At 61.5% G+C, this 24,317-nt stretch carries 22 protein-coding genes; 10 read left to right on the top strand and 12 right to left on the bottom strand.

What is annotated here, in order from left to right; translation table 11 throughout:
• Positions 1-64 precede the first annotated feature (64 nt).
• Complete coding sequence (locus tag AC1DVM_RS11230; RefSeq protein WP_477254516.1) at positions 65-361, top strand: HlyU family transcriptional regulator; 297 nt, start codon at positions 65-67, stop codon at positions 359-361.
• 14 nt (positions 362-375) lie between these two features.
• Here the strand turns inward: AC1DVM_RS11230 and AC1DVM_RS11225 are convergent, their stop codons facing one another.
• Positions 376-1,221, bottom strand: a complete 846-nt coding sequence (locus AC1DVM_RS11225) for a transglycosylase SLT domain-containing protein (RefSeq protein WP_477254515.1) — start codon at positions 1,219-1,221, stop codon at positions 376-378.
• Positions 1,222-1,616: 395 nt separating this feature from the next.
• Between AC1DVM_RS11225 and AC1DVM_RS11220 the strand changes: the two genes are divergently transcribed.
• Complete coding sequence (locus AC1DVM_RS11220) at positions 1,617-3,515, top strand: hypothetical protein (protein ID WP_477254514.1); 1,899 nt, start codon at positions 1,617-1,619, stop codon at positions 3,513-3,515.
• 57 nt (positions 3,516-3,572) lie between these two features.
• On the opposite strand, the gene AC1DVM_RS11215 is transcribed toward AC1DVM_RS11220, so the two are convergent.
• A complete protein-coding gene (locus AC1DVM_RS11215) occupies positions 3,573-4,034 on the bottom strand; it encodes an Lrp/AsnC ligand binding domain-containing protein (protein WP_477254513.1) in 462 nt (153 codons plus the stop codon).
• Positions 4,035-4,221: 187 nt separating this feature from the next.
• Here AC1DVM_RS11215 and putA point away from each other — a divergent pair, with 187 nt between their 5' ends.
• A complete protein-coding gene (gene putA / locus AC1DVM_RS11210) occupies positions 4,222-7,950 on the top strand; it encodes a trifunctional transcriptional regulator/proline dehydrogenase/L-glutamate gamma-semialdehyde dehydrogenase (RefSeq protein ID WP_477254512.1) in 3,729 nt (1,242 codons plus the stop codon).
• A 75-nt stretch (positions 7,951-8,025) separates the two neighbouring features.
• Here the strand turns inward: putA and purU are convergent, their stop codons facing one another.
• From purU to AC1DVM_RS11170, 8 genes are all read right to left on the bottom strand, one after another.
• Positions 8,026-8,889 carry a formyltetrahydrofolate deformylase gene (gene purU / locus AC1DVM_RS11205; protein WP_477254511.1) on the bottom strand — a complete coding sequence of 288 codons (864 nt, stop codon included), beginning with the start codon at positions 8,887-8,889 and terminating at the stop codon, positions 8,026-8,028.
• Positions 8,890-9,025: 136 nt separating this feature from the next.
• Positions 9,026-10,108, bottom strand: coding sequence for a D-TA family PLP-dependent enzyme (locus AC1DVM_RS11200; RefSeq protein WP_477254510.1), 1,083 nt, complete (start codon positions 10,106-10,108; stop codon positions 9,026-9,028).
• A 24-nt stretch (positions 10,109-10,132) separates the two neighbouring features.
• A complete protein-coding gene (gene uxuA, locus AC1DVM_RS11195; protein WP_477254509.1) occupies positions 10,133-11,329 on the bottom strand; it encodes a mannonate dehydratase in 1,197 nt (398 codons plus the stop codon).
• Positions 11,330-11,422: 93 nt separating this feature from the next.
• Positions 11,423-12,109, bottom strand: a complete 687-nt coding sequence (locus tag AC1DVM_RS11190; RefSeq protein ID WP_477254508.1) for a GntR family transcriptional regulator — start codon at positions 12,107-12,109, stop codon at positions 11,423-11,425.
• 74 nt (positions 12,110-12,183) lie between these two features.
• A complete protein-coding gene (locus AC1DVM_RS11185; RefSeq protein WP_477254507.1) occupies positions 12,184-12,957 on the bottom strand; it encodes an amino acid ABC transporter ATP-binding protein in 774 nt (257 codons plus the stop codon).
• Positions 12,954-13,613, bottom strand: coding sequence for an amino acid ABC transporter permease (locus AC1DVM_RS11180; protein ID WP_477254506.1), 660 nt, complete (start codon positions 13,611-13,613; stop codon positions 12,954-12,956). The genes AC1DVM_RS11185 and AC1DVM_RS11180 overlap by 4 nt, the downstream gene beginning before the upstream one ends.
• Complete coding sequence (locus AC1DVM_RS11175) at positions 13,610-14,275, bottom strand: amino acid ABC transporter permease (protein WP_477254505.1); 666 nt, start codon at positions 14,273-14,275, stop codon at positions 13,610-13,612. Before AC1DVM_RS11175 ends, AC1DVM_RS11180 begins: the two co-directional genes overlap by 4 nt.
• A gap of 81 nt (positions 14,276-14,356) precedes the next feature.
• A complete protein-coding gene (locus AC1DVM_RS11170) occupies positions 14,357-15,193 on the bottom strand; it encodes a substrate-binding periplasmic protein (protein ID WP_477254504.1) in 837 nt (278 codons plus the stop codon).
• A gap of 347 nt (positions 15,194-15,540) precedes the next feature.
• Here AC1DVM_RS11170 and AC1DVM_RS11165 point away from each other — a divergent pair, with 347 nt between their 5' ends.
• On the top strand, positions 15,541-17,172 hold the full coding sequence (locus AC1DVM_RS11165) for a GMC family oxidoreductase (protein ID WP_477254503.1): 1,632 nt from the start codon (positions 15,541-15,543) through the stop codon (positions 17,170-17,172).
• 9 nt (positions 17,173-17,181) lie between these two features.
• Here the strand turns inward: AC1DVM_RS11165 and AC1DVM_RS11160 are convergent, their stop codons facing one another.
• Positions 17,182-17,862, bottom strand: coding sequence for a GntR family transcriptional regulator (locus AC1DVM_RS11160; protein WP_477254502.1), 681 nt, complete (start codon positions 17,860-17,862; stop codon positions 17,182-17,184).
• A gap of 14 nt (positions 17,863-17,876) precedes the next feature.
• Entirely contained in the window at positions 17,877-18,770 is an 894-nt protein-coding gene (locus AC1DVM_RS11155) for a dihydrodipicolinate synthase family protein (protein WP_477254501.1), read from the bottom strand.
• A gap of 181 nt (positions 18,771-18,951) precedes the next feature.
• Here AC1DVM_RS11155 and AC1DVM_RS11150 point away from each other — a divergent pair, with 181 nt between their 5' ends.
• From AC1DVM_RS11150 to AC1DVM_RS11125, 6 genes are all read left to right on the top strand, one after another.
• A complete protein-coding gene (locus AC1DVM_RS11150; RefSeq protein WP_477254500.1) occupies positions 18,952-19,956 on the top strand; it encodes a sialic acid TRAP transporter substrate-binding protein SiaP in 1,005 nt (334 codons plus the stop codon).
• A gap of 159 nt (positions 19,957-20,115) precedes the next feature.
• Positions 20,116-20,619 (top strand): TRAP transporter small permease, encoded by a 504-nt coding sequence (locus AC1DVM_RS11145; RefSeq protein ID WP_477254499.1) that lies wholly within the window; start codon positions 20,116-20,118, stop codon positions 20,617-20,619.
• Positions 20,616-21,911 carry a TRAP transporter large permease gene (locus AC1DVM_RS11140; protein ID WP_477254498.1) on the top strand — a complete coding sequence of 432 codons (1,296 nt, stop codon included), beginning with the start codon at positions 20,616-20,618 and terminating at the stop codon, positions 21,909-21,911. The genes AC1DVM_RS11145 and AC1DVM_RS11140 overlap by 4 nt, the downstream gene beginning before the upstream one ends.
• 13 nt (positions 21,912-21,924) lie before the next feature.
• Positions 21,925-22,779: an amidohydrolase family protein gene (locus AC1DVM_RS11135; protein ID WP_477254497.1), complete on the top strand. Its 855-nt coding sequence runs from the start codon at positions 21,925-21,927 to the stop codon at positions 22,777-22,779.
• 5 nt (positions 22,780-22,784) lie between these two features.
• Positions 22,785-23,774: an aldo/keto reductase gene (locus AC1DVM_RS11130; RefSeq protein WP_477254518.1), complete on the top strand. Its 990-nt coding sequence runs from the start codon at positions 22,785-22,787 to the stop codon at positions 23,772-23,774.
• 13 nt (positions 23,775-23,787) lie between these two features.
• Positions 23,788-24,219: an RbsD/FucU family protein gene (locus AC1DVM_RS11125; RefSeq protein WP_477254496.1), complete on the top strand. Its 432-nt coding sequence runs from the start codon at positions 23,788-23,790 to the stop codon at positions 24,217-24,219.
• The last annotated feature ends 98 nt before the right edge of the window (positions 24,220-24,317 follow it).

Below are 24,317 nucleotides of genomic sequence, written 5' to 3'. Positions count from 1 at the left end.
GCCTTCTGGATGCCGGGAAACTCGGCTAATAATGCGCTTCCGAATCAGAGCGGCAGAAATTTTCATGGCGACGATTTTCCAATCCATCTTGAGCCGCCTGTTCGGAGGCGCGAMAGAAGGCGGACGGGCGCCGGCGATCGAGCCGACGGAATACAGGGGCTTTCTCATCACCCCGGCTCCGTACCCCTCTCGCGGACAGTTCCAGACCGCCGGCGTGATCGCCAAGGAAGTCGGAACCGATCGAAAAGAACACCGGTTCGTTCGCGCCGAAACACATGCCACCCTCGATGATGCGGTGGCTTTTTCCATCGCCAAGGGAAGGCAGATCATCGACGAGCAGGGCGACCGGCTTTTCAGCTGAATGCCGCGATGCCATCAGCTTGGCAATACGATGCAACTGCCTCCCAATGAGCGAATTCGCCCGCATGTGCGATCGGCGATTGCCCGTGATGCCGCGGGAACCCGAACGCGATAGAACGTGCGTGTCCCGCGGCTCCGCAGGCGGGTGCCGATCACCATGGGCTGCAGGTCGTCGATGACAGTGGCATAGGCCCGACTTGCGCGGGCGTAGCTGCGCAACGCCCTGTCTTTGGAGAAATTGCCCGCCAATTGCACGCCCCACGGGGCAAGCGGTCCGTCCGCCACGCCGTCGACGCCAGGACGCCTGAGGCTGGCCGTCACCTCTAGGCAGGACAGGCTCGATTCCGCGCCGGGACTCTCGTTGCGAAAGCGCGCAGCGGCCCATTCTTCCGCCGATTGGCCCGTGACCCGATAGACGTATTGCCTTGTCTCCGGCGGGAGTCCCCGTTCAGCCGCGAGCCACCCCGCGACACGCGCAGAGCCGCCGTTATAAGCTGCTGCGGCAAGGCCCCGGTTGCCGAAGCGTGCGGTGAGTTCGGCGATGAGTTCGGCAGCCTTTGGGATGGCCTGTTCAGGATCGAACGGATCGAGCAATCCCCTCTCCTTGGCAGTGCCCGGCATGAATTGCGCGATGCCCTGCGCTCCTGCGCTGCTGATGACATTGGCCCTGAAGGAACTCTCTTGCCAAATGAGGCGGGTCAGGTAATCCGACGGGATATCGTGGGAGCGCGCGCTATCCTCGATCAACCGGCACAGGGCCTGCTCGACGGATTCCGTGCGCGGCGCCGCCAACACCGCCGCGGTGCAGAAGACCAGGCCACAGCAAACGCCAAGCAAGCGGCTGAAGTGAATTCTAAGCATGGTATCGATCGTTCGAATGCATCCGACTGCCCATGGATCGTACGGCATTGGCTAGCAGATTTCACCTTCCGCCGCTCCGCCAAGGCACCTGGGGCACCGCCCAGAAACCGCGACGCCACTGCGAATCATCCACTGGGGATTTGCGTATTCGGCACAATCCAATGGCTGTGCTGGTGACTATTTTGCGCGCCGCACGCCCGCTCGGAAAATACCATTCGTATTCCCAACAATTTCCAAGGGCGCTTTTGGGAATACCCTCTTTGGATAATAGGAATACCCTCTTTGAGAATTGGCGCCCCTAAGAAACTTCGTGTCTTCTGTTGAAAGAGATACCTCCTAATGGCGTAGCTTGCTGCGGGGTCCGGGAGGTGTGTGGTTCATTTGTGAGGCGCGCCATGGTTGCTGTAAATCTAACTGTCGCTGAGTATCGGGCCGGAGGGCCATGGAGTGACGTCGACGACGTCACGATCCTCGACACTGACGATAATATTGCGTCGTTGACCCCTGAGGAGGTTGCGGCGCTTGCGGGTGCCAATGTGGATGCGATCAACGCGAGCGATGGTACGCTCGCTTTAACGGTCGCGCAGTTCGCCTCGCTCGGGACAGTCGCGTTCACGCCCGGAAACACCATCACAATTGTGGACACTGGGGCCAATCTCAACGGCTTGTCCCCAGGTCAGATCGCGGATTTCGCAGCCAGAGGCGGCAACGCGATCGACGCGAGCGACAATGCTTTGAGCATCGACATTGCCCAGCTGATCGCACTGGGTACCGGGAACATCGCTCTGAACCAGGATGATGACGTCACGCTCGCCGAGTTCAGTGCCGTGCTAAACGGGCCAGACCCTACCGCCGTTGCCGCGCTGGCGGGGCAGGGGGTCGATTTTATCGATGCGATTGACAATCAACTCACCTACTCGGCAGCGGCGTTCAATGCGCTCGGAACTGTTCAGCTAACACATGATGATGTGGTGACGATCGCCGACACTAGCGCTAACCTCGAGCTGCTGAACACGACCCAGATTGCCGCTATGGCCGCTCAGGGCGTCGACACCGTCGCTTCGACGGACCAAACTTTCAAGCTCAGTGTTGCGCAGCTTAACGCCTCGGGCGCGATCGCGTTTCAATCGACAGGCACGGTGATCGCGGAAGATACGGGCGACGCTTTAGGCACAATGAGCGTGAATCTAATCGCCGCGCTCAATGGTAAAGGCATCGACTCGATTGACGCTGATGACGATGTCCTCAAATTCTCAGTCTCTCAATTCAATGCTCTGGGAGAGGTGAGTCTCACTGTTGCCGACGCCGTGGCTATCGCGGATTTGGGTGCTAACCTTGGCGCCTTGAGTGTCGGCCAGATCGCTGCGCTAGCGGGCAAGAACGTTGATACCATCGACGCGACCGACAATGTCCTTAATCTTTCCGTCGCCCAACTCAACGCATTGGGGACGGTTAAGCTCACCACATCCGACACGGTCACCTTGGCGGATGCGGGCGCAACCTTAAGCTCCCTCACCCCCGCGCAGATTGCCGCGCTGGGAGGGAATGGCGTCGACACCATCGATGCAAGCAACGATGTGCTGAGCTTGACGCTGGCGCAATTCACCGCGCTCGGATCGGTGCAACTTACGGCCAGCGATACAGTGACGCTCACCGACTCGGGATCTGCTCTGAGCGCTCTTGACGCGTCACAAATCGGCGCACTCGGCCCGCAGGGAMTCGATGCGCTTAACGTGTCTGGCGTGCTCTCCTTGAGCACCTCGCAATACGCGGCGCTGGGGATACCGCTGGTTGGCGGCACCCTGACTGTGAACGGGACAGGCGTTGGGGAGCGGATTGCCGGGACGGCCGGGAACGACACCCTGAAAGGGTTTGGCGGCAACGACTTCCTGCTTGGTGGCCTAGGAGACGACAAACTCTTCGGCGGCTCAGGCAAGGATACGCTCACGGGCAACGCAGGACGCGACGCGTTCGTGTTCGACGCGAAGTTGAACAAGAAGACCAATGTCGACAAGATTACCGACTTCAACGTCAAGGACGATTCCGTCTATCTCGACAATGCCGTGTTTACGAAGCTTGGGAAGGGTGGTTCGGAGGCGTCTCCGAAGAAGTTGAGCAAGGCTTATTTCACCGTCGGCACCGAGGCGAAGGACCGCAACGACTACGTGATCTACGACAAAAAGAAGGGCGTCCTATATTATGACCAGGATGGCTCAGGCTCGAAAGCACAGGTCGAGGTGGCAACCATCAAGAAGAATCTGAAGATTACGTATCACGACTTCTTCGTGATCTGATCCGGATCGCACCAAAATCAGCCTCCCGCGCCAGGACGCCGCGGGAGGCTTTCGGTGTCAAAGCGGCAGCGGCCCATCGTTCTTGACCTCTTCCATCGCCGCGTAGGTCCGCGTTTCTTTCACCCCCGGGAAGGACAGAAGAACCTCTCCGAGAAAGCGGCGGTAGGTGGCCATATCGGCAAGCCGCGTCTTGATCAGATAATCGAAGCCGCCCGCGACCATGTGACATTCCAGAACCTCCGGCGCGCGCCGCACCGCCCGGGCGAAATTGTCGAAAACATCCGGCGTGGTCTTGTCGAGAAGGACCTCCACGAACACCAACAGGCCGAGACCGAGGCGGTGTGGATCCAGCCGGGCCCCGAAGCCCAGGATATAGCCGTCCTTCTGCAGACGCCTCATCCGGTCGCTCGTGGCGGTGGGTGACAGGCCGACGCGCTCCGCCAGTTCGTTGTTGGCAATGCGCCCATCGACCTGCAGGATCGAGAGAATGCGGCGGTCGATCTTATCGATCTTGGTCATAAATCCAGTTTCCTGTCGAAAAACCGAATTATATCCGGGCTGAACTTAAGAATCGACCATCGATATCCGGTTCTGGCGAGCGTACGTTCGGGCGATAATCTCTCTTCCGACCCGCTTCATCGCGCGGAGGATGGCGGACCGGCCGGCAGGTGTCGTCTGGACCTGGGTCAAACGGGCAAACACGAGCATGAGCACTTCAGGAAATTTGAACACGACCTCGAGCGCGGATTCCGACCATCCGGCAGAAGATGGTCCTTTCCACCACTTTGCGCCGCCAGTCCGGCCGCAGAGCGAGCTGAGATCGCGCATCACGCGGGTCTATCGCCGTCCGGAGCCTGACATCCTCCCCGCTCTCCTCGCGGACGCGACATTGCCTGCTGCCACGGTTGCGGCGGCTGCGGCGGTCGCGTCCAAACTCGTCGAGAGCTTGCGCGCCAAGCACCGGGGCGGCGGCGTCCAAGGTCTCGTTCAGGAATACTCGCTTTCAACCCAGGAGGGCGTCGCCCTCATGTGCCTGGCGGAGGCGTTGTTGCGCATTCCCGACCGCGCGACGCGCGATGCGCTCATTCGCGATAAGATCGCGCCCGGAAATTGGCATTCGCATCTCGGCAGTTCCCCGTCGCTTTTCGTCAACGCCGCTACGTGGGGTCTACTCGTCACCGGCAAGTTGACATCGGCGACGGACGAACAGGATCTCTCATCGGCACTCACCCGTCTGGTCGCGCGCCTCGGCGAGCCGGTGATCCGCAAGGGCGTCGATGTTGCCATGCGCATGATGGGCGAGGAGTTCGTCAAGGGGCAGACGATCGATGAGGCGATCGAGAACAGCCGCAAGCTGGAGCAGGCGGGCTTTCGCTATTCCTACGACATGTTGGGCGAGGCGGCGACCACGGCGGAGGACGCGGCCCGCTATTATGCCGATTACGAGAATGCCATTCACGCCATTGGCCGGGCCTCGGCCGGGCGTGGCATCTACGACGGCCCGGGAATTTCCATCAAGCTGTCGGCGCTCCACCCGCGCTACGCCCGCTCGCAAGCCGAGCGCGTCATGGGAGAATTGCTTCTGAAAGTGCGGGCGCTCGCGGCGTTGGCACGCCGCTACGATATCGGTCTCAACATAGACGCGGAGGAGGCCGATCGGCTCGAGCTGTCCCTCGATCTGATGGAGGAGCTTTGCTTTGCTCCGGAACTTGCCGGTTGGGACGGGATTGGTTTTGTCGTGCAGGCCTATGGCAAGCGATGCCCGGCCGTTATCGATTTCCTCATCGACCTCGCGCGCAGAAGCCGTCACCGGCTCATGGTTCGATTGGTCAAGGGCGCTTACTGGGATGCGGAGATCAAGCGCGCCCAGGTCGACGGGCTCGACGACTTTCCGGTTTACACCCGCAAAGTCTACACCGACGTTTCGTATGTCGCTTGCGCACGAAAGCTTCTCGCGGCGCCGGACGCGACCTTCCCCCAATTTGCGACCCACAACGCGCAGACGCTTGCCACCATTCTCAAAATGGCGGGCGACGACTACCACCCGCGGCAATATGAGTTTCAATGTCTTCACGGTATGGGTGAGCCGCTCTACGAGGAGGTTGTCGGTCCGACAAAACTCGACCGACCCTGCCGCATCTATGCCCCTGTCGGGACGCACGAGACCTTGCTCGCCTATCTGGTACGCCGCCTGCTGGAGAATGGAGCCAACAGTTCGTTCGTCAATCGGATCGGCGATAAGGACATTCCCATCAGCGAATTGGTGGCTGATCCGGTCGCGGTGGCCAACTCTATCCGGCCGCTCGGTGCACCGCATGAGAGAATTGCCCTTCCAAGAGACCTGTATGGGGCGTCGCGTGCGAATTCGGTGGGAATCGATCTCTCCAACGAAGGAGAGCTTGCTGAATTGTCGGCCGCGTTGAGGGCGAGCGCGGAAACGCAGTGGAGAACTGTGCCCTCGCTCGGAGAGGGTGAAGCCAATGGGGAGGCGCGTCCGGTTCTCAACCCCGCGGATCATCGCGACCGGGTCGGAACGGTCGTGGATTCCACGCCGGACATGATCATCACCGCGTTTCGGCATGCCCTCGCGGCCGCGCCGGATTGGGCGTCGACCCCTCCTGAAACGCGCGCAGCCTGTCTGAACCGCGCCGCGGACCTCATGCAAACCCGGATGCCGACTCTCCTCGGCCTGATCGTCCGCGAGGCCGGAAAATCTATCCCCAACGCCATCGCGGAGGTGCGCGAGGCCATCGACTTCCTGCGCTACTACGCGGCTCAGGCGCGTACCGATCTCTCTTCGGAAAACCACCGTCCGCTCGGGCCGATCGTGTGCATCAGCCCGTGGAATTTTCCTCTGGCGATCTTCACCGGGCAGGTATCCGCGGCGTTGGCGGCCGGAAACCCGGTGCTCGCGAAGCCCGCCGAGGAAACGTGCCTGATCGCAGCCGAAGGCGTTCGCATATTGCGCGAGGCGGGTATTCCGCCGGGTGTTCTGCAACTGCTGCCGGGGGCTGGTGACGTCGGAGCCGCACTGGTTGCCAACAGCGCAACCGCCGGCGTGATGTTCACCGGATCGACGGATGTGGCGCGGCTCATCCAGCGTGAGCTGGCCCAGCGTCTCTCGCCCGACGGCCAGCCGATCCCGCTGATCGCGGAAACCGGGGGACAGAATGCGATGATCGTCGATTCGTCGGCTTTGGCCGAGCAGGTCGTGGCCGATGTGATCTTGTCGGCGTTCGACAGCGCGGGGCAGCGTTGCTCGGCGCTGCGCGTCCTGTGTCTCCAGGAGGAGATCGCCGACCGCACTCTTGCGATGCTGAAAGGCGCGGTGCGCGAGCTTCGTGTCGGAAACCCGGACAGGCTGGCAACCGATGTGGGACCCGTCATCAGCGAGGAAGCCCGGCAGATGATCGACCGCCATGTGCGAAGCATGGCCGCCCTCGGACGGAAAACCGAGTCTGCGCCGCTTCCATCGGAAACGCAGCATGGCACGTTCGTGGCCCCTACCTTCATCGAGATCGGCAAGCTTAGCGAATTGAAGCACGAGGTATTCGGTCCCGTGCTGCACGTGATCCGCTACCGTCGCGAGAACCTTGATCAGCTTGTCGACGACATCAACGCGACGGGTTACGGCCTGACGTTCGGGCTTCATACGCGGATCGACGAGACCGCGGAGCGTGTGTCGAACCGCATCGAGGTCGGCAACATCTACATCAACCGGAATATCATCGGGGCGATCGTCGGCGTCCAGCCCTTTGGTGGTTGCGGCCTCTCCGGGACCGGCCCAAAGGCGGGCGGCCCCCTCTACCTTCTGCGTCTCTTGAGTGTCCGACCGGAGGTTGGAAACAAAATTCCGGCGCCCGAAGCCGCATCGTCTGCGGTGCAAACCTATTGCGACTGGCTTGTCGCCGGCGGTCATGCGGGCGAAGCAACACGCTGTCGGACCTACCTGAAGCGGTCGCTTCTCGGCACGAGCCTCGAATTGCCCGGACCCGTGGGCGAGCGCAACTTGTACGAGACGCGCCGCCGTGGGCGCGTGCTGCTCCTGCCTGAATCCGAAACCGGGTTTCTCCTTCAGGTCGGCGCCGCGCTGGCAACCGGAAACGATATGGTGGTGGATGCTTCAGCCGCCACGTCGGCGGCACTGCGCGGCTTGCCTGCCGGCCTCGCCGGACGGATCGCGAGAGTGACGGAGTGGAGTCAGATGCCGCACATCGCGGCCGCCTTGATCGAGGGCTCACCGGATCGCGTCCTGAAGATGACCGGCCGCGTGGCTTCGCTGGAGGGCCGGATCGTGCCGGTGCAAAGCGCATCCCCGACGGGTCTCGCGGCAGGGACTGAGGATTACTGCGTCGATTGGCTGGTGGAGGAAGTTTCCACGAGCATCAACACCGCGGCCGCTGGCGGGAATGCCAGTCTGATGGCGATCGGCTAGGAGCCCGCGCGGCGCAATCCCGTTCGATGGAGGACGGAATTGCATTCACTCATCGGTTGAATTCGAAAAGCAAACCTAGTCGGTGAAAACCACTGTCTTGTGGCCGTTCAGGATGACGCGGCCTTCCAGGTGGTGACGGACAGCGCGCGCCAGGACACGGCGCTCGATGTCGCGGCCTTTACGAATGAGATCCTCGGGCATGTCACGGTGACTGATCACCTGTACGTCCTGTTCGATGATAGGCCCCTCGTCGAGCTCCGAGGTCACATAATGGGCCGTCGCCCCGATGAGCTTCACGCCACGATTGTATGCCTGGTGGTACGGCTTCGCGCCTTTGAATCCCGGCAGGAATGAATGGTGGATGTTGATCGCCCGGCCCGCGAGCTTTGCCGCGAGGCCATCCGACAGGATCTGCATGTAGCGTGCGAGTACAACCAGATCCGTGTTCGTGTCGCAGACGAGTTCCCAGATCCGGTCCTCCTGCTCCAGCTTCGTGTTCTTTGTAACCGGGAGGTGATGGAAGGGAATGTCGCCAAAATCGAGATGGCCATAGACCTCGCGAGGATGGTTGGAGACGATGGCCGACACCTCCATATGCAACTCGCCCGTCCGCCAGCGATACAGAAGATCCGCGAGGCAATGGTCGGCCTTGGATGCGAGAAGCATGACACGTCGAGGCACTGCTCGGTCACGGATACTCCAGTCCATCGAGAACCGCTGACCGAGTGGGGCAAAGTCGCTGATGATGGCCTCGGCCGCGCGCGCATTCTCCAGCCGGTTGAATACGACCCGCATGAAGAACGCATCGGTCGGAACATCGTCGAATTGCTGAGCGTCGAGAATGTTGCAACCGGACTCGAACAGATAAGTGGCCACCGCGGCGACGATGCCCGGCCGGTTGGGGCACGCAAGGGTCAGGACAAAAGTCTGTTCGAACATGACGATCCCACCGCAGAAGCGCGGCTCCTTAGATATGGTCAGGGCCACTCGCCGAGAGGCCGCGAAGTGCAAGGCCAACCTGCCACGCCGGACTTCCATGCTGAACTTCCGGCAATGCGTGCAGGTTCTGAGTTGTTCAGGTCAACCGTCCGCGCGCCGCCACCGGCAATTCTCCGACGATCTCGCCGCCGCGCACCGTCACCAGACGGTCCACCATGTTGACCACAACACACACATGGTTGGGCACGATCCTCACGATATCGCCGACGTTCGGACGAAGATTGCAGGCGGAGAGATCGAGAAATCCATGCTCCTCGGCAAAGCGCGCGATGCGAGCCTCGGGGTGTTCGATGATGAGCCCGTGGCCCTCCAGACCGCCCGTGTCGCTGGTCAAGGTCTTCGACCCGGAATCGAGAATTCCGCGGTCGGCCTCGGCGCGGCTCACAACAGTGGCAAAGACGTTCAATGCGCAATCCGCGAGGCTCGCCATGCCGGCAGCTATCATCATCCGGTCATTGAAAATGGCAGTGCCTGCCCGATGCTCGGTGACGCCCTTTATCTGTCCGAGGCTGGCAAGATTGGGCGTGCCGCCGGTCGAGACCATCCTGGCCGTAAGCCCCGCTTCGCGTAGCCCTGCGTTCGCGGCATCCAGAAAAGCCTGCGTCTCGGCTGTGGCCGTCTCAGGCGCGTAGAGCATGAAACCGGCGAACGACAGCCCTGGTCGGGAGGCGATGTCGCGCGCGAGGCTCACGGCCTCCGCGGGGGTTGTCACGCCCGCGCGTTTGCGACCGGTGTCGCACTCCACCAGTACATCCAGATCACGGCCGGCGATTTCAGCGGCGAGCGGAAGGCCGGCAACAACCGTCGGGTTGTCTGCCGCGACGGTGACCTTGGCGCGCGAGAGAAGCGCCCCGAGGCGGCCGAGCTTTTGCTCGCCCAGGATATTGTAGGAGATCAGGATGTCGTCATGTCCGCCATCGGCCATGACTTCGGCTTCGCCGATCTTCTGGCAAGTGATACCGCGCGCCCCCGCGTCGCGCTGCATCGTGGCCAGGACGGGGCTCTTATGTGTCTTGATGTGAGGCCGGTTGGCGATGCCGGCGGCGTCACACATCGCTTGAACGCGCGCGATATTGCGCTCCACGATATCGAGGTCGATCACAACCGCCGGTGTGCCGAACTGGCGGGCAACTTCGATCTTGAGATTCTCAATGCTCATCAAATTCTCCCGCCCGCTGATTTTTTAGATCGGCAAGCCTTCGCGTTGCGAGATCGCCGTCATGACCCCACGAATTTCAGCCAGTCCGCGCAGCCTTCCGATCGCCGGGTAGCCAGGATGCGTGGGCTTGCCGACATCGTCGAGCAGTTCACGCCCGTGATCGGGCCGGAATGGGATGCGCCAGTCTTCAGCCCCGGCATCGTGCCGCCGTTTCTGCTCCTGCAGCAACTCGCCGACAACCGTCACCATGTCCACGTCGCCGCCGAGGTGATCGGCCTCCTCGAACGAACCGTCCGGGTATTTTGTCACGTTTCGAAGGTGGGCGAAATGAATCCGGTTCGCAAATCGTCTGGCCATGGCCGGCAGGTCATTTCCGGGTCTCGCGCCCAGCGAGCCGGTGCAGAAAGTCAAACCGTTGGCGCGCGACGGATGCATGTCGAGGATCGCAGCCAGATGGTCTTCGGAGCTTACGATGCGCGGCAATCCGAGGAGCGGGCGCGGTGGATCGTCCGGGTGTATGCCCATGCGAATGCCGACTTCCTCGGCGGTCGGAATGACGGCGCGCAAGAAGCGCGCAAGGTTGTCCCGCAGCCTTTCGGCCGACACGTCCTTGAAGCGCGCGAGCATCACCCGCAACCCCGGAAGGTCGTAGCGATCGAATGCTCCGGGAAGGCCCGCCATAATGTTGGCCAGCAGCTTTTCGCGATCGCCCGGCGTGGATGCCTTGAACCAGTCGCGCGCGCGGTCAATTACCTCCGGCGGGTGGTCGCTCTCGGCACCCGGCCGTTCGAGCATGAAACAGTCGAATGCCGCATATTCGTGGGCATTGAACCGGAGTGCGAGCCCCCCGCCTGCGACAGGGGCTCGAAGGTCGGTTCGGGTCCAGTCGAGAACGGGCATGAAGTTATAGCAGACCGTTCGTATTCCACAGGATGCGAGATTGCGGAGCGAAGTGCGGTAAGCCTCGAACAGGGGCTCGAGATCACCTTCGCCAATCTTGATCGCCTCGACAACCGGCAAGCTTTCGACAACGCTCCATCGCAAGCCGAGCGTGGAGTCACTTTCGATGTAACGCTTGCGAGCTTCGATAGCTTCCCGCGTCCAGACAACGCCTGCCGGTACGTCATGCAGAGCCGTCACGATTCCCGTCGCACCTGTCTGTCGCACATGCGCGAGAGTGATGATGTCCTCTGGTCCCCACCAGCGCCAGGTCTGTTCCATGGGCAAGGTCCTCCTCTTCGATTCTCTAATTGCGTTCGGCGGGCGGTCTTGACTGCCGTTTCGCCGCATTGTGTCCGTTTGCGAATACTGTGCCTAGCTGACTGTTGCGCGGTCGTCGACAATCAGCTCGGGATGGGTGGCGACAAGCGTATCTGAAACCTTGAGAACCTCCGAGAGATGCTCGCGGGCTGCCCGTTCGGCCGCCACGACGTCTCCCTTCAGCACGGCAACGAGTATCGCCTTGTGCTGAGAGATCAAGGTGGAAACGGGCGTTACATTCGGGAGGCTGAGGAATCGGAGGCGATCGAACTGGGCTTTCTCCCTCTCCAACACCGCCCATATATTGCCGACGTCGATCCCGTCCGCGAAGGCACGGTGGAAGGCGTCGTCGGCCCGCGTGAAGGATTCCGGCCTGTCGCGCGCATCCTCTTGCGCGGAGATCGCCCTTTCCGCCTCTCGCCGCCCTTGTGCAGAGAGTCCCTGTTCGGCCGCCTGCCGCAGGATGGCGACCTCCATCGCTTCGCGAACAAATCGTGCGCGCCGGACGGCCAAAAGGGATATGGGCGTGATGAACGTGCCGCGCTGAGGCCAGACTTCGACCAGTCCCTCGTCGACAAGGCGCAAAAGCGCTTCCCGCACCGGCGTCCGGCTCGTGCCGAACCGACGGGCGAGCTCATTCTCCGACACCCGAGTGCCAGGACGAAGACGCAGCAGAATGATGTCGTGCCGGATGACGGCGTGAATGGACGCAACGCTGAGAGGCGCAGATATGCCCCGCACCAGATCTCCTCCGGAGGAAGGAAGGTCCAGGGTGACGTCTGGCGGCAACTCAGGCATGTTGCTGCGAGCCTCCTTCACGCATCCCAGCCCAGATGGCCAAGGAAGTCGCGAGTCCGTGCCTGCTGGGGTGCGTCGAAGATTTGAGTTGGCGGACCTTGCTCGAGGATCCGGCCGCTTTCGAAAACCACGACGTGGTCGGCAACCCGACGAGCGAACGTCATCTCGTGCGTGACGACGACCATTGTCATGCCGTCATCCGCGAGAGCTTTCATGACGTTCAAGACTTCGCCGATGGTTTCCGGATCGAGCGCCGAAGTCGGCTCATCGAACAACATGACCTCGGGTTCCATCGCGAGAGCTCGGGCAATGGCGACGCGCTGCTGCTGGCCGCCTGAGAGATTGGCGGGATAATTCTCCGGCTTGTCAGACAGGCCTACCTTTACCAGGAGCGCTTCGGCCCGCGCGCGCGATTCCTGCTCGGACAGGCCCAGGACGGTCTTAGGCCCCATCATGATATTCTGAATTGCCGTCTTGTGCGGAAACAGCTCGAAATTCTGGAACACCATACCCATGCGCTGGCGGACCTTGCGGATGGATGCGGCATCCTTTGGCAGAGGTATGCCGTCGAAGAGTAATTCGCCGCCATCAAGCGACTCAAGCGCATTGGTGCAACGCAGGAGCGTGGATTTGCCGGAGCCGGAAGGGCCGATGAGGCAGACGACCTGTCCTCGCTCCACTTCCATGGAGACGCCCGAGAGCGCAACGAAGTCACCGTAGAGCTTGCGAACATCTCGGTATTGCAGGACGACGCGAGGAGCGGATTGCATCGCTAACGTGGCGGCTGTCATTCTGTGACCCCGAATTTCTTGTGGATCCAATCGGCGATCTTGGCTTGCGGATATCCAAGCAGCCAATATATGGCAGCCATGGCCGTCAGCATCTCGATCACGCGGAACGATTGAGACCTGATTTGCATGGCCGTATGCGCCAGGTCTCCGACGGCAATGACGGAAACCAGGGATGTGTCCTTGAACAGCGTGACCCATGTGGTCGCGAGGACCGGGAGCACCCGCCGCCAGGCTTGCGGGAGCACGATCTGGCGAAACGCCTGGCCCTCGCTCATCCCCAGCGCCAGGGCGGCCTCGGTTTGTCCCTTACGGATCGACTTGATCCCCGACCGGAAGGTCTCGGAATTATACGCCGTATTGTTGAGCGACAACGCGACGAGGCCTGTGATGAAGGGCGAGAATGCGATCCCGAATACCACCGGCATCACGTAGAATGCCCAATAGACTACGAGAATGATGGGGAGGTTGCGGAAGAGCTCGACGAAGCAGGTCGCCAGAAAAGCCACCGGCCGGAATTTTGACTCGCGTAGCATTGCGACGCCAATGCCGCACGGAACCGCGATCGTCATTGTGAGAACCGTGAGGGCAATCGTGATGAGTGCGCCCCGCGCGAGAGCGCCGGCGCTGGCGGGAATGATAGACCAGTCGAGATTCATGACCGCCCCAGGAACGCGATGCGCTTGTAGACCATGTCGACGGCGCGGGTGACGGGGAAGATGATGAGGAAGTAGATGATCATCACGGTCGAGAAGACTTCGACAGGCGCATAGGATTGTCCTGCCACGGCGTCGGCGCGGCGCATGAGCTCCGGCACGGCGATCACGGCCGCGATGGCCGTATCCTTGATCGCCAGCGACAGGAGCGATCCGAATGCGGGCATCATGCGGACGATTGCCTGCGGCAACACGATCATGCGGACGATCTGGGGGCCCGACATCCCGAGCGCGAGCCCGGCGCGCACCTGACCCGGCCTCACCGATTCAATTCCCGCCCGAATGACCTCTGCGACGTAGGCCGCGAGATGGAACGACAAGGCAAAGAGCGCGGACCAGAAAGGCGGAAGATTCCAGCCCGTGATCGCGGGCAGCGCGAAATAGACCCAGACGAGAACGACAAGAACCGGAATCGCCCGCATCGAGTCGATGTAGAAAACCAGAATGACGCGAAGCCACTCGGGCCCATAGCGGCGTGCAAGTCCCACCAGCGTGCCGAAGATGAAGCTGCACAATGCCACGCCGCCCGACAGGATCAGCGTTACGCGCAAACCGTCCAGCAGGAAGCGCCAGCTTTGCAATACGGGGTCGAAATTGAATTCCATATCAGGACCGCTTCAACGCTGCCACAGTTCGAAAATGAGCCTCAGGCCGACATGGGCCAGCCTGAGGCGATCGGCAGCGAATTACATCGTCTCGACGATGCGCTCTTCTTCTTTCTGCAGAGTGGGAAGCATCGGCTCGGAGACGGATTTCAGCCATTGCAGGAACTCAGGCTGGTTCTTGTCGAGCGCAAGGCCGATCTCGTTGGCGGCTTCCTTGCTGTCCTGGCAATTGTTGCCCTGCGGCAAGGCCATGAGGCCTTTCACTTTCTTGTTGAGTGCGATCCACGGGATACGGTTGATCGGCGTGACATCGGACCGACGAGCCATGATCTCCTCGACCGGGGCCGCCGTACCCGCACTGGAGACGCCTCGCAGAACGGCTTTCGGGAAGCGCTGTTTGACCCAGTTTTCCTCGCCGCCACCGGTGAAATAGGCGATCGTGACGTCGGGGCTGTTGAAGTCGTCAACCGACTTCGCGTTCGCAACCTTGGGGTTGTCGGCACGGCCGAAAACGCACAGGCTGGTCCTCGAATAGGTGATGAAGTCGACCACGTTCTGGCGCTCTTTCGTCACGGAGAGCGGCGAGATGGTCAGGTCGACCTGGTTGGACGCGAGAACGGGGACTTTGGTCTCGTGCGAAACGGGCACAGCCACCAGCTTCACGCCGAGGCGCTTGGCGTATTCCTTTGACAATGTCCATGCCGGCCCGGCCCAGGCCTCGCCGGATCCGGTCGTGTCCTCGATGAGCCAAGGTGGGTTCGACAGAACGCCCACCCGAAGCTGGCCGGCCTTCTTGATAGCGTCGATGCGGGGGCTGGTGCCCGGGGCAGGCAGATCCTGCGCGTGAGCAGCGCCCATCGTCAGACCCAGGCCGAGAAGGGCGGACGCGATGAGGCGGGTTCTCTGCGAAAATGGCATAGGCATTACTCCCAGTCTTGTTGTGACATTATCATGTAGTCTCGACAGCACAGTCGGACTTCACTGGGTTGTACTCTAGTATACAAGTCAGATCGTAAATCAACCTAATTTCCTTTGCGTCACTTCGATCTGGATGGGAGCAGAGCCCCACATTCTGCAGCATTCGAACGAGAATGAGTGCCTGTAGCGGCCGGTGGTGTCGTCGCACTGGACCGCCGAACGCGTCGGCCCAGAGTGCGGGTGATTTGCCCCATCACATACCGGCTGCAAGATGATCATTGGCGATTCGGGATGCCGGTGCCAACTTGGAGCACCGTCATCCACGTGGCGGATGGGAGACAGCACCGATGGCGGATGAACCGAGCGATTTCGGCGCGTACGACTACATCATTCTCGGTGCGGGCTCCTCGGGCTGCGTCCTTGCCAATCGTCTTTCGGCGGATCCGCGTAACAAGGTGCTGGTGCTCGAGGCGGGAGGGCATGATCGCTGGATCTGGTTTCATATCCCGGTCGGATATCTTTTCGCCATCGGCAACCCGCGTGCCGATTGGATGTTCGTCACCGGCGAAGAAGAAGGTCTGGGCGGCCGTTCGCTGGCTTATCCGCGCGGAAAGGTGATCGGCGGCTCATCCGCCATCAATGCGATGATCTACATGCGCGGACAGGCGGCCGATTACGATGGCTGGCGCCAGATGGGCCTGGCGGGCTGGGGATGGGACGACGTGCTCCCGTTTTTCCTCAAGCATGAGGACAATGCGAACCCGCCCTCCGCGCTTCATCGCTCGGGCGGTGAATGGCGGGTGGAGAACCCGCGCATCCGGTGGGAAATCCTGGATGCGGTCCGTGCCGCCGCGGAGGCCGCCGGCATTCCCCCCATCGACGACTTCAATACCGGCGACAACGAAGGATCATCCTATTTCCAGGTCAACCAGAAGCGCGGACGCCGTTGGAGCGCGGCACGGGGATTTCTGAAACCCGTTCTGAAGCGGCCAAACCTCCGCCTGCAAACCGACGCCCTCGTCGATCGGATCGACATCATCGACGGCCGCGCCAACAGCGTTGCCTTTTCCGTGGCGGGGCAGCCATTCAAGGCGCAGGCGCGCGGAGAGATCATCCTGTCGGCGGGCGCTGTTGCGTCGCCGGTGATCCTCGAGCGCAGTGGCATCGGAGAAGGCAGACATCTGGAAAAGCTTGGTGTTGCGGTCGTTCATCACGCACCCGGCGTGGGCGCCAACCTGCAGGACCATCTGCAGATCCGTCCGGTTTACAAGGTCGAGGGCGTTCGGACACTGAATACGGACTACGCCAATCTCTTGCGGCGCATGGGAATGGGTGTGGATTATCTGTTCCGACGCCGCGGCGCCCTGACGATGGCTCCTTCGCAGGTCGGCATTTTCGCTCGCTCCTCGCCCGAATATGCGACCGCGAATCTCGAATTTCATATTCAGCCCCTGTCGCTCGATCGCTGGGGAGAGGGGATGCATCCGTTCAGCGCCTTTACCGCGAGCGTCTGCAATCTGCGGCCGTCGAGCCGCGGAACCGTCCACGCGACCTTGTCCGATCCGATGGCGGCGCCTGCCATTCGCCCCAACTATCTTTCGACGCCGGACGACCGGCAGGTGGCCATCGACAGCATTCGTCTGACCCGCCGCATCGTCGCGCAGCAGCCCCTGGCTCGCTACAGGCCGGAGGAATTCAAGCCCGGGGCGGCGCTGCAAACGGACGAAGAGCTGCTGCGGGCGGTGCAGGAGATTGCCACTACGATCTTTCACCCAGTGGGGACGGTCAAGATGGGGACTGAGTCCGATTCCATGGCAGTCCTCGATGAACGGCTTCGTGTGCGGGGCATCGGCTCGCTCCGGGTGGCCGATGCGTCGATCATGCCGACGATCACGTCTGGCAACACCAACTCGCCTTCGGTCATGATTGGAGAGAAGGCGGCTGAGATGATCCTTGCCGATCAGAAGGCACGGGGCTGAGAGTCCGGGCTAGCGGACTCGCAGCGCTCGACTTTTCGCATTGAGGATGTGCGCCGTGATCGCCTCGACCGCCGTCGACGGGACCCTCGTTTCGATCGCCTCGATCACCGTCAGATGCTCCTGCATGACCGGAATCACCAGGGGTTCGGACAGCAGGGTCTGTTCCTGCCTGATCAATCTGACCTTGATGGAATTGACCCGGTAGGCGTCGGAAATGATGTCGTTCGCCAAGGCAGCAATGATGGTCCAGTGAAGGTCCCAATCGGTCGTTTGGGCGCGTGCCACGAGATCGGGCGTGATGACGCCATTGTTCGCCGCGCAATCGGCGATGACCCGTTCGTGCGCGGCTCGCAACCGTGCCAGCGTTTCGTCGCTGGCATCCCTCGTGAAGATTGCAATCGCTTCCCGCTCGAGGAAAAGCCGGAACTGAAAGGCGTCCTGAATCAGGTTGAGATCCACGTGTGCCACGAGCATGCCGCGCTGCGGCACTGTCTTGATAAGGCCTTCGGCCTCGAGCCGAGGGATCAGTTCCCGGATTGCGCCGAGAGGCAGGCCGGTCAACTCGACCAGCTCGCGCTGCGAAATGAATTGGCCCGGCCGGATATCTCGCGCCAGCAGATGCTGCGTGAAACTCTCATACGCTCTCTCTCGAAGCGTTCCTCCATCGCGGGGGGGAATGATCTTGTCCATAGTGGGCTCGTGTCCTACGCCGCCTTCAGATCGAAAAGCTTGTCATAGGTCGCGCTCAAAGCCGCGGCCGTTCCGGGCTGCATCGCGACGAGCGGCGCGCGCACGTGGCGCCATTCATCGGCTCCCGTGCGGTGTGCAACCAGAGCCTTGACCGCGGGCGTCACGGGATGGCGTAGAACCTCGTCGACCAGTCGATTGACGCGGGTATCTCCGCGTTTCGTTTCGATCATCGCCAACAGGATTTCGGGACAGACATTGGCGAGTCCCGAGATGGCTCCCTGACCTCCAAGCGAGACACCTTCCGCCAGATAGCGCTCATCTCCGATCAGAATGGCGATATCCTTATGGGCGGCCAGAAGGCTCTGCGTGTAGGCCCAGTCGCCGGACGAATCCTTCACGCCGATCACGACCCCCGGAAACGCCTCTCTGATCCGACCGATCAGGTCCACGGAGAGCGCCACATGAGTGACCGAGGGGATGTTGTAGAGGATGACGTCGCGCGCCGCTCCGCGCAGCTTGGTGAAGACCTGCGCGAACCAGTCGAACAGCCCATCGTCGCTGACGCCCTTGAAGTAGTAGGGCGGGGGGAGAAGAAGGGCGCGGGCGCCGAAATCGTAGGCCATTCGCGCCTGGACGATTGCCTCGTGGAGGGCTGTGGCGGCGACGCAATAGACGACCTGATCGGGTGCAAGTCCTCCGCCCGCGAGGGCTCCGAGAACCTGCTCTCTCCCCGACAACCCGATGGACGCTCCTTCACCGGTGGTTCCGAAAGCCGTGACGCTTCCGCAGCCATGATCGAGACACCAGCGTGCATGCCCGGCGAGACGAGCGAGATCGAGGGAGCCGTCGGCACGGAAAGGTGTGGTCATGGCTGCTGACAGGCCGAAGCGATCGGAGGGGCGGTTCACGGCGAGGTCCTTTTACGAAAAGCGGCCAGAAAGCGGGCAAAAGTCCCGAATTGCGAATTAACATGTTAGCGTGTATTTAGATATTTACAAGCGGCGCGGACGCAGCGCAGTATTGCGCCGAGCCAAAAGATGCCGGACGGTCACTCGTCCGGACGCAATCAAAAATTGGGAGGAAAAGGCTATGTCGATCTTTATCTCACGTCGAACAATGGTGGGAGCCGTCGCCGCACTAGGACTCGTTGGAGGCTTTCAGACCGCGCAAGCGGCGGATCCTGTCAAGCTGCGTATCTCGACGCCCGCGGTGGATTCCGATTGGCACGCCAAGATGCTGCCCGTGTTCAAGCAGGAACTGGAAAAGAGCGCGCCCGGTCAGTTCGACGTCGAGATTCATCTCAACGGTACGCTTTTCAAGCAAGGTACCGAACCGGCGGCCATGCAGCGCGGCAACCTCGAAATGGCGATGATATCCGCGTTCGACATCGCAAAGCAGATCCCCGAATGGTCGATCTTCACCGCCGGATACCTGATCCGCGATCCGGAACATCAAGTGAAGGTCTTCGACGGCGACATCGGCAAGGAGATGTACAAGCTGRTCGAGGACAAGATGGGCATCAAGATCCTGTCGGTCGGCTATCTCGGTACGCGCGAACTGAATCTTCGGACCGAGAAGGAAATCAAGACGCCGGCGGATCTGGCAGGGGTGAAACTGCGCATGCCCGGCTCCGATACCTGGCTGTTCCTGGGCAAGGCGCTCGGAGCAAATCCGCTGCCGATGGCTTTCGGCGAGATTTATACGGCACTCCAGACCGGCGCCATCGACGGCCAGGACAACCCGTTGCCGACAGTCCGCGCGACGAAGTTCTACGAAGTCACCAAGCAGGTCGTGATGACCGACCATCTCGTCGATTCGATTTTTCTCGCGCTCTCCGGGCCCACCTGGAACAAGCTCGATGAAAAGCAGAAGGCGGCGATCATGGGGGCCGCCAAGGCTGCTGTGAAGTACAACAACGAAAACCGCATCAAGGAGGAAGGTGAATTGCAGGCCTTCTTCAAATCGCAGGGATTGAAGGTCTACAAGCCTGACCTCGAGGCGTTCCGGACCCATGTGCAAAAAGCATATCTGGATTCGGAATGGTCGAAGACCTGGCCCAAAGGCATGCTCGATCGCATCAACGCCACGAAGTAGCCGTCGCGCATTGGAACGATCGCGATCGTTCGGGGCCGTTGCCTAAACGGTCCCGAACGGACTTCGAAGAAGGGCTGCTGCCTTCGGCTTTGGCCGCATGATCTTCGGCGCGGCACGAAGGTCCGAACCTTTGTCGCGGCACAACGGAAAGTCCCGCATATGCAATCCTTGCGCTCACGCCTCCGCCTGTTCGCCGAATCCGTGGCGGCACTCCTTTTCCTGTCCATGTTCGCGGCTTTCCTGGTCCAGGTTTTTGCGCGTTACGTCATGAACAATCCGATCGGCTGGACACAGGAATTCGTGCTGATCGCCTATATCTGGATCGTGTTCTGGTGCTGCGCATTCCTCGTCCGGGAACGCGATCACATCACCTTCGACATGGCCTTCGAGGCGCTGCCGCCGGGCGCGCGTCGTCGCCTTGCCATCGTGCTGACGGCTGTCATCGCCGTCGCCTTCGTGGTCGCGCTGCCGAAGACGGTGGATTACATCGCCTTCATGAAAATCGAGCGAAGCCCGATCCTTCGAATCCGGTTTGACCTTCTCTACTCCATTTTTGCCGTCTTCATGCTGGCGGTGATCGTCGATGCCATCATCCGCATCAAGCGCCTGATGAGCGCTTCATGGACGGACGAACTCAACACCCGACAGGATATCGACGAATGAGCACAGTATTCATCCTGACGCTGGTTGGATTTTTCGGGCTCGCGCTGCTTGGGATGCCCGTCGCGTTCGCGATGTTCGTCGCCTCGATCGGATACCTTTTCGCCACCGGCCGCGATCTCGGCCTCTTCGGCGAACAGGTGCTCAACGGCCTCTACGATTCATTCGTCCTGCTCGCGGTCCCGCTCTTTATTCTCGCGGCCAATATCATGAACGCCAGTGGCGTATCGGACCGGTTGTTCGATTTTTGCCAGGCCATCGTGGGCCGATTCCGGGGAGGCCTGGCGCAGGTGGATATCCTCGTGAGCATCATCTTCTCGGGCATGTCTGGATCGGCGATCGCAGACGCCGCGGGCCCGGGCAAGCTCGTCACCCAGATGATGATCAAGCAGGGGCGTATTCCGCCCGGATTCGCCGCCTCGGTGGCCGCCTCGTCGGCGACGATCGGCCCGATCATCCCGCCCTCGATTCCGATGGTCATTTATGCCGTCGTGTCCGATACCTCGGTCGGATTTCTCTTTCTCGGCGGCGTGATCCCGGGACTCATCATGGGCCTTGCCCAGATGGGTCTGGTCGGGTTCGTCGCTCGTCGACGCAATTTCCCGAAAGGGAAGGGCATCCCGCTGCGGGAATTGCCGCGGACCAGCGTTCGCGCCGTCCCGGCGTTGTTGATGCCCGTCATCCTCCTCTACTGCATCTATGGCGGAGCCACGACCCCCACGGAAGCCGCCGCCATCGCGGCAGCCTACGCGCTGCTTCTCGCGGTGTTGCTCTACCGCGAGCTGTCCTGGAAGGAGGGCTTCAAGGTTTTTGTCGAATCCGCGCGTGCGACGAGCGTCGTCGCCCTTCTGATCGCCGCCGCCCTGATCTTCAATTACGTGGTGGCATCCGAACGTCTGCCCGAAAATGTGGCGCTGTTGCTCCAGGGCGCGGACATGTCCCCGCTCATGTTCCTGGTGCTCGTCAATCTGCTGTTTCTCGTCCTTGGCTGCCTTTTCGACGCCACCACCATGCTGTTGGTTCTCGTGCCGCTGTTTCTGCCGGCCGCGCGCGAACTCGGCATCGACCTCGTGCATTTCGGGGTGGTGATCGTCGTCAACATCATGATCGGGTTGATTACGCCGCCCTATGGCGTGCTGCTGTTCGTCATGAGCGGCCTGACGGGCATCCCGCTGCGGGATATCATCCGCGAAATCTGGTCGTTTATCGCGATCCTGGTGGCGGTGCTGTTCCTGATGATCCTGGTGCCCGACATCGTCTTATGGCTGCCGCGGCAATTCGGTTACGGCGGCTAGGACACGACAAGAGATGCCGGTGATCGATTCCCATCAGCATTTCTGGACTCTCGCGGATCCGTGGTTCGAATGGCCGACACCGGACCTTGGGCCGATCCATAAGGATTTCGGGCCCGACGAATTGGTGCCTCTGCTCGCGGCTTCCAGGGTCGACCACACCGTGCTGGTGCAGGTCGCCCCGGTCGTTGCGGAAACGCGACGGCTCCTGGACATCGCGGATTCGACCGGGTTCGTTGCGGGTGTGATCGGCTGGGTCGATCTCGGATCACCGGGTGGTCTGGCGGATCTGGAGGGCTTTTCGACGCGGCGGAAATTCGTTGGCATTCGTCCGATGATCCAGTCGATTCCGGACCCCGATTGGATGATCCGGCCGCAACTGGCGCCCGCGCTCGCGGCAGTCGAGCGGCTAGGGCTGACATTCGATGCGCTGGTTCGCCCGCGGCATCTGCGCGCCCTGTGCAGCTTCGTGGATCGCTACCCGCATCTTCGCGTCGTAGTCGACCACGGGGCCAAACCCGCCATCGCCGAGGGCAGGGCAGGCTTCAAGGCTTGGGAGGACGGCATCAGGTCACTCGCCGAGCGTCCTCAGGTCTATTGCAAGCTTTCCGGCCTGCTCACGGAGGCGGGCGACCGCGGGAGCGCCGAGGATCTGGCGCCCTTTATCGATCATCTGTTGGAGACATTCGGTCCCGAGCGGTTGATGTGGGGCTCAGATTGGCCGGTGGTCGAACTCGTGGACTCTTACGGAGCATGGTTTGATCTCGCACGCTCCCATCTGGCCGGTCTCTCCAAGCGCGAGCGGGATTTGATTTTCGGCGAGGTTGCGCAGCACTTCTATGGGCTGCGCGCGACCGAGGAAAGGACGTGAACAAGATGAAGCGGCGACAGATCGGCAAGACCGCGCTGGAAGTGACCGAGATCAGCCTGGGCGGCGCGGCAATCGGCGGGCTATACCGCGCCGTGACTCGGCAGGACGCCGATGAGACCCTCGCTGTCGCCTGGGACGCGGGGATCCGCTACTTCGACACCGCGCCGTTCTACGGTTTCGGCTTGTCGGAACGGCGTATCGGCGATTTCCTGCGCGATCAGCCACGCGAAACCTATGTCCTTTCGACAAAAGTGGGCAGGTTGCTGCGACCCGTTCCGGAAGATCAGGTGCCTGACCACGGCTATGTCGAGCCCCTGCCTTTCACGGTGGATTACGACTATACGTATGATGGCATCATGCGATCGGTGGAATTCAGCCTCGCGCGTCTCGGCCTCAATCGCATCGATGTCGCATTCGTTCACGATATCGGTGCCTATACGCATGGCGCGGAGGCGAACCGAAAGCACGAGCGCGACCTTCTCGAGACTGGCCTGAAGGCTCTCGACAAATTGAAAAGCGAGGGCACCATCTCGGCCTACGGCCTGGGAGTGAACGAGGTGCAGGTGTGCCTCGACGTGCTGGCCCGTGCGCCGCTCGACTGTATCCTGCTCGCAGGTCGCTACACGCTGCTCGACCGCGCCGCTGCTGCAACGCTGCTGCCCCTTTGCGCGGAAGTCGGGACGTCCCTGGTGATCGGCGGTGTCTTTAATTCCGGCATTCTCGCCACGGGTCCCATCGCGGGTGCGCATTTCGATTATGGTCCGGCAGACGAGAACATTCTGCATCGCGTCGACAAGCTCGAGTCGATCGCCAAGGATGCGGGCGTGACGCTGGCGGCGGCGGCCTTGCGGTTCCCTCTCCGGCACCCCGCCGTCGCGACGGTTCTGATCGGAACGGCGAAACCGTCAAGCCTTCGGCGAAATCTGGATCTGCTCGGGGCCGAGATACCGGAGCGCGTCTGGCCACGCTTCGACGAAGCGGCCATCAACCTTTGAACGGGAACCGATCATGCTGCGCGGCATCCACCCCCTCCTCGGACCCGATCTTCTTCGCGCCCTTCGAAAGCTCGGACACGGGGATGAGATCGTCATCGCGGATGCAAATTTTCCCGCACATACGTTGGGACCGGAGGTCATTCGGCTGGACGGGATCGACGCGGTGTCCGCTGCGGATGCGATCCTCACGCATCTGCCGCTCGATACCTTCGCGGATGCGGCGGCCTTTCGAATGGCCGTCGTCGACGATCCCGAGGCCGTGCCGGCCATTTGCCAGATATTCGCCGATCTGGTGGCGCGGCTGGCCGGTAATTTCGGCGTCGTGCCCATCGAGCGCTTCGCCTTCTACGAGCGCGCTCGACGAGCCGCTTTCATCGTCGCAACCGGGGAGCGGCGCCTCTACGGCAACCTGATCCTGAAGACAGGCATCCTGCCGCTCGAATGATCGTCGGACGACGGGGCTTGAGCTGATCATTGTCGCGCCACGCCACGTGTTAGTCCTGTAAAATCAGGGGCTTAGGCGGTGGCGGTGGAGAGAGTCAC

It is taken from the genome of Microvirga sp. P4_A5, assembly GCF_056402495.1.
Note: the sequence above shows the minus strand (reverse complement) of the source record. Positions and strands in the feature narration are given on the sequence as shown.